The sequence below is a fragment of the Pumilibacter intestinalis genome (assembly GCF_943193005.1).
Lineage (GTDB): Bacteria > Bacillota > Clostridia > Christensenellales > Pumilibacteraceae > Pumilibacter > Pumilibacter intestinalis.
Window position 1 is genome coordinate 1 of record NZ_CALPCH010000011.1, and the last position, 15,591, is coordinate 15,591.

The following is a 15,591-nucleotide window of genomic DNA, read 5'->3' on the forward strand; positions in this document are numbered from 1 at the left end:
AACCGGGTTTTACATGTCATTGCGAGAAGCGGAGCGACGAAGCAATCTCAGCCATGAGAAAGCGGCAGATACTGTACATGTTCCATGTATGAGATTGCCGCGCTCGTAAACTCGCTCGCAATGACATTGAAACCGAGGGGGGAGATTGCCGCGGGTGCAAGCACCCTCGCAATGACAGGGGAACGAATATGCACCCTCGCAATGACAGGGGAACCGGGTTTTACATGTCATTGCGAGAAGCGGAGCGACGAAGCAATCTCAGCCATGAGAAAGCGGCAGATACTGTACTTGTTCCATGTAGGGGATTGCCACGCTCGTAAACTCGCTCGCAATGACATTGAAACCGAGGGGGGGGATTGCCGCGGGCAATTACTTAATTTTGCGTATCACGACTTCTCCGAAACAGTCCGTGGCCTCGTTGCCGCGGATTATTTCTCCTACGGAGTCGGCGACTATTTTGCCCGACTTGGGATTTTCCACCGAGTCTATGCGCCCTTTTATATCGGCGTAAACGTCGGAATATTCGAACGCGCGGTCGCAACCCGTCATGGTGCAATTTTCGAGCTTAAGATTTTTGCAGTAGCACAGCGGTTGCGTGCCTATAATTTCGCAGTTTATAAGGGTTAAGCCGTTCGAGTACCAGCCGAGATATTCACCCTTTAGCGTGGAGTTTTTCACGGTTATGTTGTCGCAGTGCCAAAACGCGTCTTTGGTGTCGAGATAGCTGTGAGATATCTCCACGTTTTTCATGTACTGAAACGAATATTTTCCCTGCATGCGCAGTCGGTCTATTTTTACGTTTTCGGTTTCGAACAAAAAGTACTGCGAGTCCATAACGCAGTTTTTTATTTCTATATCGCGGCAACGCCAACCGAATTCGGGGGAGCGAACCGAGCAGTTCTCCAAACTTACGCCCGAGCACTCGCGTAGGGTTTTAATTCCGTCTATTGTGCAATTGCGCATTTGTCCGCTTGTGCAGTACCAAAGCGGGGCGCGGGTCTTTTCGTCTAAAAAGCAGTTTTCAACGGTAAAGTTTTGCGCGTGCCACAGCGGATAGCGGAGCGAAAACGAACAGTCGGTAACCGCTATGTTGCGGCACTCTTTGAGCGCGGACTCGCCGTCGGCAGGGCCTGCGAAAATACAGCTTTGCACGTCGGCGTCTACGAGGTGATAGAGTGCGCGTTCGCAGTCGTAGGTGTTGTGTGATATCTTTTCCCTCATTTTTAAGTCCTCTTCGGTTTTTTGCTATTATACAATATTTATGCGGTTTTGTCAATCTCCGAGCTTTCGTTCGGTTGAGTGCGAGCAAACTCCGTAAAATATCTTCGCGCCGCAAAGAATAGCGAAAAAGCTATAAACAGCGGAGCTACGATAAACGCGTTTTTCATGATAAAGAACTTTTCGGGCGTGAACGCTCGCATGTATACCAGCCACTGTCCCGTTTCGAGCAGGCAAAAGGCGGCGAGCATATCTTTGTCGCGCTTAACCGAGAGATACACGGCGAGAAAGGTTTCGGCGAGGTAGTAAAATCTGTCGAGCATTTTGGGCATGAAGAATACCGATACGAGCGGCAAAAGAGCGCACAGGAAAACGGCTTGTTGCGCCGAGAGCGTGCGCTTGGAAACGCGGAGCGCGTAAACTATTATGAGCGAATCCGCCGCGGCGGTAAGGCACAAGAACAGCGCGAGCAGTGCGTAATAGGCGGGTGTGCCTTTGGGCACGTGGTAAAAGGGCAGGGAAAGATTTGCGCACATGCCGTTTATGTTGTGTACGGCGTTTCCCGCCGTGGATTGGTTTAGGTAAACCTTGATTACTTTGAAGAAACTTCCGCCGAACAGCGCGGGCAGTCCGCTTGCGGCAAAGAAAACTACGGGCGCGAGCCATATCCACCGCCACAGCAAGTACGGCTTTCCGCTTTGGTCTTTCGACAGCAAAATTACCAGTCCCGCGGGCAAAACGAGCAGGAATTGCATTTTGAAAGCGAGTCCCAAGCCTATGAAAACGTAGCAGGGTACGGATTTGTGCTTGAGCGCGAAATACACCGCCGCAACCGCGCACATGGTATACTGCGCGTCGCACTGCGCCCACTGCGAGGAGTTTGCGAGAAAGACGGGCAAAACCAAAAACATGCCGAGAATTACAAACGAAAAGTTTTCTTTGCGAACGAGCGCAACGAGTTTTACCGCGAACACCGCCGTTGTTATCTCGAAATAGAACGAAAGAGTTTTGATTAAATAGAGGTCGGATAGCGGCAGTCGGGAAAACATTATCAAAAAGTAGTTATAAAGCGGCGGATAGTTGCCCACTTGCTTTACGAAACAGTCTTTTACGGACAGCGTTTTATATTCCGCCACCCAACTCGTGAGTATGGCGTAGTCGCCGCTTTCGAAATTCGCGAACAGCACGCGCAAAATATAAGACGCGCCGAGCAAAACCGCAACAGCCGCGAGTCGTTTGCTTTTTCCGAGCGACTTTGCGGCAACCGCGAATATAGCCGCGAGCGGCAACAGAGTAGCCGAGTAAATAAACAGGCAGTCGGCAATACCGCTATGCGGAACGCGGAAAACGCGAAAGTTAAACAGCCAATAAACGGCGAACACAGCCGCGCACGCTATAATTATTATATTGCGCGGGTCGAGCTTGTTTTTTGTTTGTGCGGACAAATTCATACGCACAATTATACGCCATATCTTCGCAATTTGCAACTAAAATAAACGCAACGAAAAAGACTCCGACGTATCGGAGTCTTTCCTTTTGCGAGCCGATTAGTTGCTTGCTTTTTTCTTGTAGGTTTCGAGTCTTGCTTTGGCTTCAACCTCGGCGCGTTCGAAGAGTTGTTGCGCGATTTCGGGGTGAGTCTTTTGCAAGCTCTTGTAACGGGTTTCGCCGGCTATGAATTCCTGATAGTTGCCCGTGGGGTCTTTGCTGTCGAGCGAGAACGGGTTTTTGCCCTGCTCGGCAAGCTCGGGATTGTAGCGGTAAAGCTGCCAATATCCGGACTCGACCGCTTTCTTCATTTCCGCCTGACCGTTAGACATATCTATGCCGTGGTTTATGCAGGTTGCGTAAGCGATTATAAGGCTGGGACCGTGGTACGCCTCCGCTTCGGCGATTGCCTTTATAACCTGACTTTGGTTCGCGCCCATAGCCACTTGCGCCACGTACACGTAGCCGTAAGACATAGCCATCATGCCGAGGTCCTTTTTCTTGGTGCGCTTTCCGGAAGCCGCGAATTTGGCAACCGAGCCGGTGGGGGTGGACTTACTCGACTGTCCGCCCGTGTTGGAGTACACCTCGGTGTCTACAACGAGCACGTTAACGTCTTCGCCAGAGGCGAGCACGTGGTCGAGTCCGCCGTAACCGATATCGTACGCCCAACCGTCGCCGCCGAAAATCCAAACGGATTTTTTAACGAGCACGTCCTCGGCGTCTTTAACCGCGGCGAGAGCGGTTTTGAGCTCGCCTTTTGCGGATTTGATTGCCGCGGGAAGAGCCGCTTTGACTGCCGCCGCCGATTTCTTGCTGCCCTCGGCGTCGTCGCTGTTTTTAAGCCAATCTTCGAGCGCGTCTTTCATTGCGCCGTCCGCGCCCGCCGCGATAGCAGCTTTCACGTCCGAAACGAGTTTTTCTTTGCGAGCCTTGTAGGCAAGGTTCATGCCGTAGCCGAACTCGGCGTTGTCTTCGAACAGACTGTTCGCCCATGCCGGACCGTTGCCTTCGGCGTTTGTGGTGTAAGGGCAGGTGGGGGCGGAGCCGCCGTATATAGACGAGCAACCCGTGGCGTTGGCAACAACCATTCTGTCGCCGAACAGCTGGGTTATGAGTTTAACGTAGGGCGTTTCGCCGCAACCCGCGCAAGCTCCCGAGAATTCGAACAAAGGCTGACGGAACTGACTGCCTTTTACCGACTCGGGCTTGAACTTGGTGGACACGTCGCGAACGGGGAGCTTAACGGAGTATTCCCAGTTGGCTTCCTCGGTTTTGAGGCTTTCTTCGAGCGGTACCATTTTGAGGGCCTTTTCTTTGGCGGGGCACACGTTCGCACAGCTCGAGCAACCCGTGCAGTCGAGCGGCGAAACCTGCATGCGGTAGTTGAGCCCTTCGAGTCCCGTTGCGGGCTTGGTAACAAAGTTCTTGCCGCCTTTTGCCGCTTGCTTGTCGTCGGCGAGTACGGGACGGATGCAAGCGTGCGGGCAAACGAGCGAGCACTGGTTGCACTGTATGCAGTTTTCGGGTATCCACTTGGGAACTATGGGCGCAATGCCGCGCTTTTCGAACTTGGTCGTGCCGGTGGGTACGGTGCCGTCGGCTTCGAACGCCGATACGGGGAGTTTGTCGCCCTCTTGCGCTATTATGGGTTTAACGAAATTGTTGAAATACTTGTCGTCGGTGGTGTTTACTGCCGCCGCGCCGTTGTTTGCGGTTGCCCACGACGCGGGATATTTAACCTCTACGAGTCCGGCTATGGCGTTGTCTACGCAGGCGTAGTTCATGTTTACTACCGCGTCGCCCTTCTTGCCGTACGCCTTTTTAATCATCTGCTTCATGTAGTCGGCGGCTTGCTCGTAGGGAATGATATCCGCGAGCTTGAAGAACGCCGCTTGGCACACGGTGTTAACGCCCTTCTTCGCGCCGATTTCGTTAACTATCTTGAGCGCGTCGAGGGTGTAGAGCTTAATGTGCTTTTTGGCAATCTGGTTTTTCATGGACGCGGGCAGTTCGCTGTCGAGCTGTTCGGTGGTCCAGTTGGTGTTCAAGAGGAACACGCCGCCGTCTTTAAGGTCGGAAACCATATCGTAGCGCGTAACGTAAGATTGGTTGTGGCACGCAACGAAGTCGGCTTGGTCTATAAGGTAGGTGCTCTTAATGGGGGACTTGCCGAAACGAAGGTGCGAAATGGTTATGCCGCCGCTCTTTTTGGAGTCGTAGCTGAAATAACCCTGCGCGTACATGTCGGTGTGGTCGCCTATAATCTTGATGCTGTTTTTGTTCGCGCCTACCGTGCCGTCGGAGCCGAGTCCGTAGAATTTGCAACGAACGGTGCCTTCGGGGGAAGCGTTTACGAATTCGGTTACTTTGAGCGAGGTGCCCGTTACGTCGTCTTCTATGCCAACGGTGAAATGGTTTTTGGGCTGAGCCTCTTCGAGATTTTTGTAAACGGCGTTAACCATGCTCGGATTGAACTCTTTGCTGCCGAGACCGTATCTGCCGCCCACAACCTTTATATCGTTTCTGCCGTTTTCGTAAAGAGCGGAGCAAACGTCGAGGTAGAGGGGTTCGCCGAGCGCGCCCGCTTCCTTGGTGCGGTCGAGCACGGCTATCTTTTTAACCGACGCGGGGATTGCGGCAAGGAAATCTTTTACCGAGAAAGGACGGTAAAGGCGTATCTTGAGCAAGCCCACCTTTTTGCCGCGTGCGTTCAAGTAGTCAACCGTTTCTTCGGCGGCTTCGCAACCCGAACCCATCATTATGATTATTTCGGTTGCGTCTTTCGCGCCGTAATACTGGTAAAGCTCGTACTTTCTGCCCGTGAGCGCGTAAACCTTTTCCATCATGTTCTTTACGATTTCGGGAGTGGCGTCGTAATACTTGTTGGCGGCTTCGCGGTTTTGGAAATAGATATCGGGGTTTTGCGCAGTGCCCTTTTGCACGGGGTGCTCGGGATTGAGAGCGCGGGACTTAAAGTCCTTTATGTCTTCCATTATGCCCGCTTCTTCGGCGAGCTTTTTGATTTCGTCGTACTCTATTCCGTCTATCTTGCTGATTTCGTGACTGGTACGGAAACCGTCGAAAAAGTGAAGGAAGGGAACTTTTGCTTTAAGAGTGGCAAGGTGAGCCACAAGCGCGAGGTCCATTGCTTCCTGAACCGAGTTGCTCGCAAGCATCGCAAATCCGGTCTGGCGGCAAGCCATAACGTCGGCGTGGTCGCCGAATATGGAAAGCGCGTGCGCGGCGAGAGCGCGAGCCGATACGTGGAACACGCAGGGCAGCATTTCGCCGGCTATCTTGTACATGTTGGGTATCATGAGCAAAAGCCCTTGGCTCGCCGTGTAAGTGGTGGTGAGCGCACCCGCGGTCAAACTGCCGTGCACCGCGCCCGCGGCACCCGCTTCCGACTGCATTTCGGCAAGGCGCAACGGCTGCCCGAACATGTTCACTCTGCCCGTAGCCGCCCACTCGTCGGCGTATTCCGCCATGGGGGACGAGGGGGTGATGGGGTAGATTGCGGCAACTTCGCTGAACGCATACGCTACGTGCGACGCGGCGGTGTTGCCGTCGATGGTCATCTTTTTCATACATACCTCCAAATAATGATATGGTTATTGGTCAAACGTATATATTATAAAACTAACCGAAGAAATAGTCAAGTGATAAAACAAGGTATTGATTTTTGGCTGTGGGTGTGATATAATTAAAAATAAGGAAAAATATTTTTCGGAAATTCGGGACAAAATCGCGTTTTTAGGGGTATAACTTATGTAGAGAGTTGCTTGCTTGTAAAAACGCAGACAAAATTCGGTAAGGAGGGCGTATGAAATTCTTTAAGAGCAAACTGTTTGTTTGGTTAATCGGCGCGGCAGTGTTTGTAACAACGTTGCTTTTGTTGCTTCTTATTCCGTTTTGCAGACACGGCGGTTTCGAAGCGCAAGAAGCGGTGTATCGCGCGGGCGAACACGGAAGATTAAGAATAGAGCAAACAAACGGCGAAGCGGTTTCGGTCGTTTCGTTCGATAAAGGAAAGTCGCGCGACTCGGTAATTGCAATTCCCGACGACGGATACGAATTCGTTATGTGGTCGGACGGGAAAACGGACAAAGTTCGGCGCGACGACTTTAACCTCAGAATAGACGTAACGGCGCATTTCAAAATAAAGGAATATACCGTGGAATACGTTTTCAAACGTGGCGGTTACATAATTTCGGAAGGCGGGCACACGCAGAAAGTGCCGCACGGCGAAAATGCCGTTGCCGTAACGGCTGTGGCGGAATACGGCTATGAATTCGTACAGTGGAGCGACGGTGTAAAAGCTCAGTCGCGGTGTGAAACGAACGTGCGCGAGAATAAAACGATAACAGCCGAGTTTGCGCCAAAGAGCGTAAATCAAAAATTTGTGCTGGGCGATGGCGCGTATTTTTTGGTTTGCGAGAATATAAACGGAGTAATGACAAGTAGGGAAACAAAAGAGCTCGAGGAAATTTTGTATTATGACGGCAGGGGTAAGGATTTGCGCGTTTATCTCGAGACCGGTTACGAATTCGACAAATGGTCGGACGGCAATGCCGTTATGAACAGAACCTATTACTATAACGAAAGCGGCGAACCGCTTTACGGAACCGCGAAAAAAATATTATACAAAGCGGAATATTCGGCAAGCACGGGCGGATATATAGAGGGTAAAACTTTTCAGGAAACGTATTACGGCGAGCAGGCTACTTCCGTTACCGCGATACCGCTCGAGGGGTACAAATTTGTAAGGTGGTCGGACGGTAAGCCGAATGCCGAGCGCACCGACCTTATCGAAAAGAATTTGAAAGTAATGGCGGAATTCGAAAAAATCGAATATACCGTAAGGTATTCGGCGGGCGAGGGCGGGTATATTAACGGACGGGAAAATCAAATCGTAACGCATGGAAACTCTACAACCGAGGTTACGGCGGTGCCGGAAAGCGGGTATGCTTTTGTGTGTTGGTCGGACGGAGTTACCGAAATAACGAGAAGCGACAGCGAGTTTAACGAAGAAATAACCGTATTTACCGCAACGTTTACTGATTTGTTTGCGGGCGGCAACGGCACGCCGCAATTGCCTTTTGTGATTTCTACGTCTTCCCAGTTTATGAATATGCGCCGATATCCGAACGCAAATTACGTGCTTACCGGTGATGTGAACGGCAGGAACATAAAACCCGTATTCGACAGCGACGTGCCGTTCGAGGGCAATTTCGACGGGCGCGGATATGCAATAAAAGATTGTGATATATATGATGACCCAAGCGGCTATGCGTCGCTTTTCGGATACGTTGGACAAAATGCGACGATATCTTGTTTGAAAATAGAAGGTTTGCGTATTTCATTTTCTAATCGTAATAGAGACGGGGAGATATATGCGGGCGCACTTGCGGGCGTTTGTTTGGGAACCGTTCATAGCGTAAACGTTTCGGCAACAATCAACATTTACGGTAATGCGACTGCAAAAGCGATTGTGGGAGGTATGGCGGGCAAGCTATTCGGAGACGCAAGAAACTGCACAACCGACGTGAATATAAGGTTAACGGAGCATTCTTCGGTATATGTCGGCGGCTTTGCGGGCAAAGCGAGCGGAAACATAACGAGCTGCGAGAGCAAAGGCGAAATAACGCTTAGAAGAGAGGATATGGCGGCGGACGAGTGCAACGCCGTAGCGGGTGGTTTTATAGGCGAAGCCGACGAAAACAGCGCGGGCGATTATTCTTCGCATTCGTCGGTGAATATAACGTCGGAAATGAACGCTTGCGTAGGCGGTTTTATAGGCATAACCCGTGCGGCGGTTCGCTCGAGCCATGCAACGGGAAACGTAATTACCGAAATAGGAAAAGCGGGCGGATTTATTGGAAAAGCCGAGAGCGCGGCGGGCGGAATAATCGGCTGCTACGCAAACGGTAACGTTAGCGGAACCGATGCGGGCGGGTTTGCCGAAACGATAAACATAGCAAGCAGTGATAAAACGGTAAATTTGTGTTACGCTACGGGGGTGGTGGTTGCCGAAAAAGACGGCAGCGGTTTTTGCAATAATATAACGGCGAAAACCGTCGGTTGCTATGCTATGGGTAACGTTACTTCAGAGAATGCAAGCGGGTTTGCGAATATTTTCAATGGAGAAATCAGACAGTGCGGTTATAGCGGTCAAAGCGTTTCGGGTAAAGTTGCGAGCGGTTTTATATCGAACGCGAGCGGCACTGTGGAACGCTGTTATTCGCATGGAACCGTTACTGCGCACGCTGAGGGAGTCGGGTTCGTAAATACAAGCAACGCCGAGATTAAAAACTGTTATTCTCAATGCGATATTTTGTTTGAAGAAAACGTTTCGGGCGATTTGCGCGCTGCGGGTATTGCGGTTGAAAACGGCGGCGGAATTGTAAATTGCTACTTTTCGGGCAAAATAAGCGTGTCCGCAAGTTCCGCAATTACGGCTTACGGCATAGCGTTTGCGGGCGATATATATAACTGCCATTGGCTGTATTATAATAACGGCGCGGCGCAAAACGGTTATGCTGCGGATAGCGACGGCGCAGTTGATAAAGCAATGAAATACGAAATCGCCGAAGATATGTATTTTCTTGCCGATACATTGAATGAAGGTCAGTTGCCTTATTGGAAAAACATAGAGAACAATTTTCCGATTGTGCGCTAAAAACAAATAACAGAAAAAAGGAAATAATTGTAAATTACAAAAAATATCAAAAATATCGGGACAAAGACACTGTTTTTTCGGTATACGTTTATGTAAGTATTTACACATAGAGGAGGTAAAATTATGTGTACTAAAAGAAAAAACAGCACTTTTGTTCTATTGTTGTTTGTTTTGCTGCTTTGTGCGTGTTGTGCAACTGTTTTCGGAGTGCAAACCGATGCGTGGGCGCAAGAGTCGTCGGGGCTTGCTTTTGTGAAAACAAGCGAAACAACTTGTAGCGTAAAACTATTGGATAAAACCGTTACAACGGTAAGAATTCCTCGAAAAGCCGAAATCGACGGAAATGTTTGTACGGTTACGTCGGTCGCTACAAACGGGTTTGCAAAAGCGACCAAACTTGAAAAAGTACAACTCCCGCCGACTATAAAAGCAATAGGAAATTCGGCATTTTCGGGGTGCACGAATTTGCGCGGTATAATGTTGTCGGAAACCGAAAGCATTGCCGCAAACGCATTTAACTCTTGTAAGAGTTTGGAATATATAATTTTGCCTAATACAGTTACGTCTATAGGCTCTACGATTTTTCGCGGTGCCCCGCAAGTAAAAGTTTATGCTCGCGTTAATGTGGCTCAACCGGGTTGGGCAGCTAATTGGAATTTGGTTGCAAGCAATACTTATGCTGAGATTGAGTACGGCAGTTCTTTCAATCCGGAAATAGAATATAAAAAAGTAAACGGTGTACAAACTTATAGTGAGGAAGCTCCCGATTATCCATCTATGGGATTGGAGGGCGAACACTATGTTGTAGCGGATTTTCAATTATTTGAAAATGGGGACTGTGACGTTTATATTCCCGCCGGTTATAAAGGCGAAGCTGATACGCAGGCTTATCCGGTAATGAGAATAGCCGCAAGTGCTTTTAATCTAAACAATGTGAAAACATTGACTGTGGGATATTCGGAAGAACCTATCTATATCGGTACTGAGGCATTTATGGAATTTGCCGCAAATAGAGTAGTTATAAATCGCCCGGTTATTTTATGTGATGAAATAGCGCACGAGAATGTTGACGAGCAAGTCGACGAAGAACCGAAAGAAACATCGAAAAACGTTTTCGGTATGGCGTCAGTTGATACGATTGTGCTACCCGATAATATTGAAACTATAGGCGAAAGCATGTTTAATGGTTGCGCGGTGAAAGATATCTTGTTTGTAGAACCGTCTTCTGACGTTGTGGAAGAAGATATAACAAGTGAATATGCGGGCACGGGCATAGTGGTATTGCCTTTAGCGGTTAAGAAAATAGAAGATAATGCTTTTGACGGTGTGAATAGTCTTTCCGAGGTGCGTTTAACAAACAATATTACCGATGTGGGTATTGGAGTTTTTGCAGGTTGGACGAATTCGGAAACCGTAAAAAAACAAATAATAGTTCCTTACGATGCAAAAAGCGATTTGCCTGCGGGGTGGAATTCTTTGTGGGATACCGGCTGTGATTTTACTATTATTGTTTATAAGGCAACTTATAGTATTACATACGTATTGAGCGGCGGCGTGAATGCCGACAACCCCGTTTCTTATAAATCAATAGACGATATTCTGCTTAAAGACGCTACTCGTGTGGGGTATGTATTTGCCGGTTGGTATGACAATGGAGAATACAAGGGCAAACCGATAGAAAGAATAAGAGGAATGTCGGGCGATAAAACTTTTTATGCAAATTGGCGCGCTATAGAATATAGTGTGGAATATAATGGAAATTCTCCGATTGACGTTCCTGCGGAGTCCGCAACAGGAACAACAACGCATACATATGACGTGGAAAGAACGTTGGCTATGAACGGCTTTTCTTTAGACGGGTGGTTATTTGACGGGTGGAACACCGAAGCCGACGGAAGCGGTGTTCGGTATGAAAACGGCGCGACTGTAAAAAATCTTTCGGCTACACAAGGAGCGATTGTGAGTTTGTACGCGCAATGGACTCCCATACCTTATAAACTCACTTTTGAAACCAAAGGCGGGGATACAATAGCCGAAAAAATCGTACATAAAGGTTTGCCTATAGGCGACTTGCCTGTTGCCGTTCGTAAAGACTGCGAATTTATAGGTTGGAGCACGAATGAATACTGCGATTGTAATGTGAATGCAACGGATAAACTGAATAAAGCCGAAAACATGACGGTATATGCGCAGTGGCGGTATTGCATTACTTTTTACTATAATAACGGAAGCGGCACCGAAAAAGTGAAAGGGAAACATAACGATAAAATTACGTTGCCCTCTCCGTTTTTTGGCGGCCATAAGGGTGTTTGGCAATCGGGCGGAGTAAACTATCAATTCGGTTCGCAGTACACTTTTGATAATGCGTCGTTTAATATGATAGCGGATTGGACCTAAAAGACTTTTGAGGAGTCGCGTAATTCGGCAGGAGAATATGAGATATGGACCAAAAGACAGTTTCTGTGGTTGCGCAATTACGCTATGAATGGAATGAAATTCAGCTTGAAGACAGATTTGGAATATAGATTTCTTGCTAATTGGCAACCTATAGAGGAGTTTAACGGCACTTTATACGGCAACGGACACAAAATCACTTACAGTCATGTTGCGATTGAAAGTGATTTCGGTTTCATAACAACCAATTACGGAACTATAGACGGAGTGCGTTTTTCGCCGTCGATAGGAATGAGCGCAAATGCCGATAAAATGAAATCATTCATTATAGGCGGTGCGGTTGCCGTAAACAAAGGCATGTTGAGAAACGTAGAGGTTCTCAAAAATATCAATGAACCGACAATCTCATCTTCTTATGTTGAAACGGATATTGCGTTTAAGGAATGCCTTTACAATGTAGGCGGAGTTGCGGGGCATAATTACGGCACGGTGGAAAATTGCAAGAACTATGCTTCTATAGGCGGAACGGCTCATATAGGCGGAATAGCGTCACTTAATATGGAGGGTGCAAAAATAATCAACTGCGAAAACCACGGCAAGATATTATATAATAAAGCCAGCGCGTTGGATGCTTGCATCGGCGGTATTGCCGGCACTGTGCGCAAAAACGGAACCGTAACGGGTTGCAAAAATTACGCTGTAATTTCGTGGGCTATGCGTATATCCGCTTCTCGTTCTACCGCGCCCCGTATAGCTCAATGCGTGGGGCAGTTGAGCAATAGCGCAACTTATAGCGGAAATTCGGCTTTTGGCAGTGTAATTATAGATAATAATGTTTTGCTCTATGCCACGAATTACGAATTGCAATATGTTAAAAATGCAGACGTTGGGTATAGGTTTTAATTGAAAATTTCATTAAAAAACAGCGGGCGGGGAACACCGTCCGTTGTTTTTTTGTAATACTTAAAAATTCGGTGTTCAATTAACTTGATTTATGCGTGCGGATATGTTATAATATGTCAAATAAAATACGTTTACGGAAGAAGGGTTTTATAATGTCGAAGTATCGCAAACAGGTGAATAAATGTTTGGAAAAGATGCGTTTCGGCGACGAGAGCGGGCTTAAAGAATTGTTTTCGTGTACTTTGCAAAATTTGCTCGGCGTTGCCAAGTGGTATTTGTACGACAAGTCGTTTGCGGAAGACGTGGTTGCGGAAACTTACGAGAAAGCGGCGCGCAGTATAAGTTCTTTCGATTGCAAACAGGACGGCTACAATTGGCTGTACACGATTGCCAAAAACACGGCTTTTACCTACAACGAAAAACACGGGAAAATAACGCAGTCCGAGCTTTCGGCCACGGACGGAGTTGCTTTGCCCGAAAGCGAGGTTGCCGCCTCCGACTCTCGGCTTGACGCGAGAGCGGCAATTGAGTCGCTCGGCGAACCCGACGGGCAAATAATGTTTCTCCGCTTTTACGAAAAAGCCACTATAAGAGAAATTGCCGACTCGGTGGGAATGAGCAAATCGGCGATACAGTCGAGAATAAAAGACAATGTGAAAAAGTTGCGCGAATATTTCGAAAGGCTCGAACAAAAATAAATAAAAAATATATAGGTTAAAACGTTGTTTTAATTTATTTTTAATGGTATAATATAATCGGAGCATTTTGGTAAAGGAGTGTCTGGAATTAAAATGAAACGTATAGCAATTCTCACGTCGGGCGGCGACGCACCCGGAATGAACGCGGCAATTCGCGCCGTGGTACGGTACGGGATTTTCGCGGGCATGGAAGTTATGGGCATAGAGCGCGGTTACGCGGGGCTTTTGGAAGGAAAGTTTCTCGAGATGAACATGCGCAGCGTGTCGGATATAATACAGCGCGGCGGCACTATTTTGCGTACTGCGCGTTGCCTCGAAATGAAGACCAAAGAGGGGCAAAAGCGAGCGGTTGAACAGCTCAAAGAGCACGGGATAGAGGGCGTAATAGTTATAGGCGGCGACGGGTCGTTTATGGGCGCGAAAGCCATAAGCGAGCTGGGCTTTCCGTCTATAGGAATACCCGGCACTATAGACAACGACCTTGCGTACACCGATTACACGCTCGGGTTCGACACGGCTTGCAACACCATACTCGACGCAATCAATAAGATACGCGACACAATGAGCAGTCATGACCGCGTATCCATAATAGAGGTTATGGGGCGCAACTGCGGCGACCTCGCTTTGTACGCGGGATTGGGCGGCGGCGCGGAGGTAATAATCGTGCCCGAACACAAGATAGATATAGTGCGCGTTTGCGAACGGTTGGAGGCGAGCAAACAGCGCGGCAAACACAGCGGCATAGTGGTGCTCGCCGAGGGCGCGGGCAAAGCCGATGACCTTGCCGAAAAGATAACCGCACGCACGGGCTTGAGCATAAGGAGCACGGTGCTCGGTCACTTGCAACGCGGCGGAAGTCCGAGCATGAAAGACCGCTTTTTGGGTACGAGCATGGGCGTGTACGCCGTGCAACTGCTCGAAAAGGGCATAGGCAACAGAGTTGTGGGCATACGCAACAACAAACTGTACGATGAAGATATCGTCACCGCTTGTTCCATGAAGAAGAAATTCGATTTGGACCTTTACAACATGGCAAGCGTTGTTGCGAGATAGGCGCGGTGCGTTCGCAAAATTCGAATAATGAAATAAAAGAAGATGAAAGGTTTCGATTCATAAGAGTCGAAGCCTTTTAGTTCGCAAAAATCAAGCGGGAGATAAAAGGTAATGGAAGAAGAAAAGAAAAAGCTCAAAAAGGAAAAGAAGGAGAAAAGAGCCGAAATCGACGCGTCGCAACTCGATACGAGGGCGGTTCGCATCACGTACTGGGTGTTTCAGTCCATAATAATACTCAATATGCTCATATCTTTGCTCGGCATAATTTTCGGCAAGAGCGGGCGAGAAAAGAGCATAGCCGACTTTATGCTCGCCGCGATTGGGCTTATACTGTTGAACGTGCCCACATTCATGCAGAAAAAGTTCGGCTTGTATATACCGCCCGCCATATACATATTTATAATAGTGTTCATCTGGGCGCATTTCATTTTGGGCGAAGTGGGCGGCGCGTACAAAAAGAGCATGGTGTTCGATAAAATTCTTCACACCACGAGCGGACTCGCCATAGCCATAGGCGGCTTTTCGCTCGTCAACTTTTTGAACAAATCCTCTTCGGCGTACATGAAACTGAGTCCGCTTTTCGTTGCGCTGTTCTCCTTTTTCTTCGCGCTCGCTATAGCCGTGCTGTGGGAGATTTTGGAGTTTGCCTGCGACTGCATAATAGGCACGAACATGCAACAGTATCTGCCGCCCGCCAATCTCGAGAACATAGTGGGCAACCCGCCCGCGCAGGGATACGGGCTAATCGACACAATGGGCGACGTGATTGTTTCCACTGTTGCCGCCGCCGTGGTGTGCGTGATAGGATACATAACGCTCAAAAAGAAAAAGCCGGCTTTCAGCAGGTTTTTGTTCCGCAAGATAACCGACTACGACACCGCCATTAAAGAGGCAACCGAGGCGGGTGACGAAAAACTCGTAGTCGCGCTCGAGAAAGCCAAAGCCAAGTTCGAAAAGAAACACGCGGATTACGAAACCGAGGAAGAAGACAGCGGCATGGAGCAAACGGAGAACGCGGAAGAAGAAAAAGACCCCGAACAAAATTCGGGGGGGGGTACTGATTGACAATAACGGTACGGGTTCTATGTATGGGATTGGACTGCTCGTAAACTCGCTCGCAATGACGCGTCGTTTAACTTGTCATTGCGAGGAGGG

Annotated in this window: 9 protein-coding genes; 6 read left to right on the forward strand and 3 right to left on the reverse strand. The window is 48.6% G+C overall.

Translation table 11 applies throughout. The features are described from left to right. Positions 1-369: 369 nt before the first annotated feature. The 3 genes from NFR55_RS06530 to nifJ form a co-directional block, all read right to left on the reverse strand. Positions 370-1,221 carry a DUF3737 family protein gene (locus NFR55_RS06530; RefSeq protein ID WP_251547474.1) on the reverse strand — a complete coding sequence of 284 codons (852 nt, stop codon included), beginning with the start codon at positions 1,219-1,221 and terminating at the stop codon, positions 370-372. 38 nt (positions 1,222-1,259) lie between these two features. Beyond that, positions 1,260-2,669 carry a hypothetical protein gene (locus tag NFR55_RS06535; RefSeq protein WP_251547476.1) on the reverse strand — a complete coding sequence of 470 codons (1,410 nt, stop codon included), beginning with the start codon at positions 2,667-2,669 and terminating at the stop codon, positions 1,260-1,262. Positions 2,670-2,765: 96 nt separating this feature from the next. Then, a complete protein-coding gene (gene nifJ, locus NFR55_RS06540; RefSeq protein ID WP_251547478.1) occupies positions 2,766-6,296 on the reverse strand; it encodes a pyruvate:ferredoxin (flavodoxin) oxidoreductase in 3,531 nt (1,176 codons plus the stop codon). A 236-nt stretch (positions 6,297-6,532) separates the two neighbouring features. On the opposite strand from nifJ, the gene NFR55_RS06545 reads away from it, so the two are divergent. The 6 genes from NFR55_RS06545 to NFR55_RS06570 all read left to right on the forward strand — a co-directional run bounded on the left by NFR55_RS06545 (position 6,533) and on the right by NFR55_RS06570 (position 15,501). After that, complete coding sequence (locus NFR55_RS06545) at positions 6,533-9,388, forward strand: InlB B-repeat-containing protein (RefSeq protein WP_251547480.1); 2,856 nt, start codon at positions 6,533-6,535, stop codon at positions 9,386-9,388. A 123-nt stretch (positions 9,389-9,511) separates the two neighbouring features. Continuing rightward, positions 9,512-11,785, forward strand: a complete 2,274-nt coding sequence (locus NFR55_RS06550; RefSeq protein ID WP_251547483.1) for a leucine-rich repeat protein — start codon at positions 9,512-9,514, stop codon at positions 11,783-11,785. A gap of 84 nt (positions 11,786-11,869) precedes the next feature. Then, positions 11,870-12,685, forward strand: a complete 816-nt coding sequence (locus NFR55_RS06555; RefSeq protein ID WP_251547485.1) for a GLUG motif-containing protein — start codon at positions 11,870-11,872, stop codon at positions 12,683-12,685. Positions 12,686-12,837: 152 nt separating this feature from the next. Beyond that, the gene (locus NFR55_RS06560) at positions 12,838-13,383 is read left to right on the forward strand and encodes an RNA polymerase sigma factor (RefSeq protein WP_251547487.1); all 546 of its coding nucleotides are present in this window, start codon (positions 12,838-12,840) and stop codon (positions 13,381-13,383) included. A 93-nt stretch (positions 13,384-13,476) separates the two neighbouring features. Continuing rightward, entirely contained in the window at positions 13,477-14,436 is a 960-nt protein-coding gene (gene pfkA, locus NFR55_RS06565; RefSeq protein WP_251547489.1) for a 6-phosphofructokinase, read from the forward strand. Between the two features lie 111 nt (positions 14,437-14,547). After that, positions 14,548-15,501 (forward strand): DUF2238 domain-containing protein, encoded by a 954-nt coding sequence (locus NFR55_RS06570; RefSeq protein WP_251547491.1) that lies wholly within the window; start codon positions 14,548-14,550, stop codon positions 15,499-15,501. Positions 15,502-15,591 lie beyond the last annotated feature (90 nt).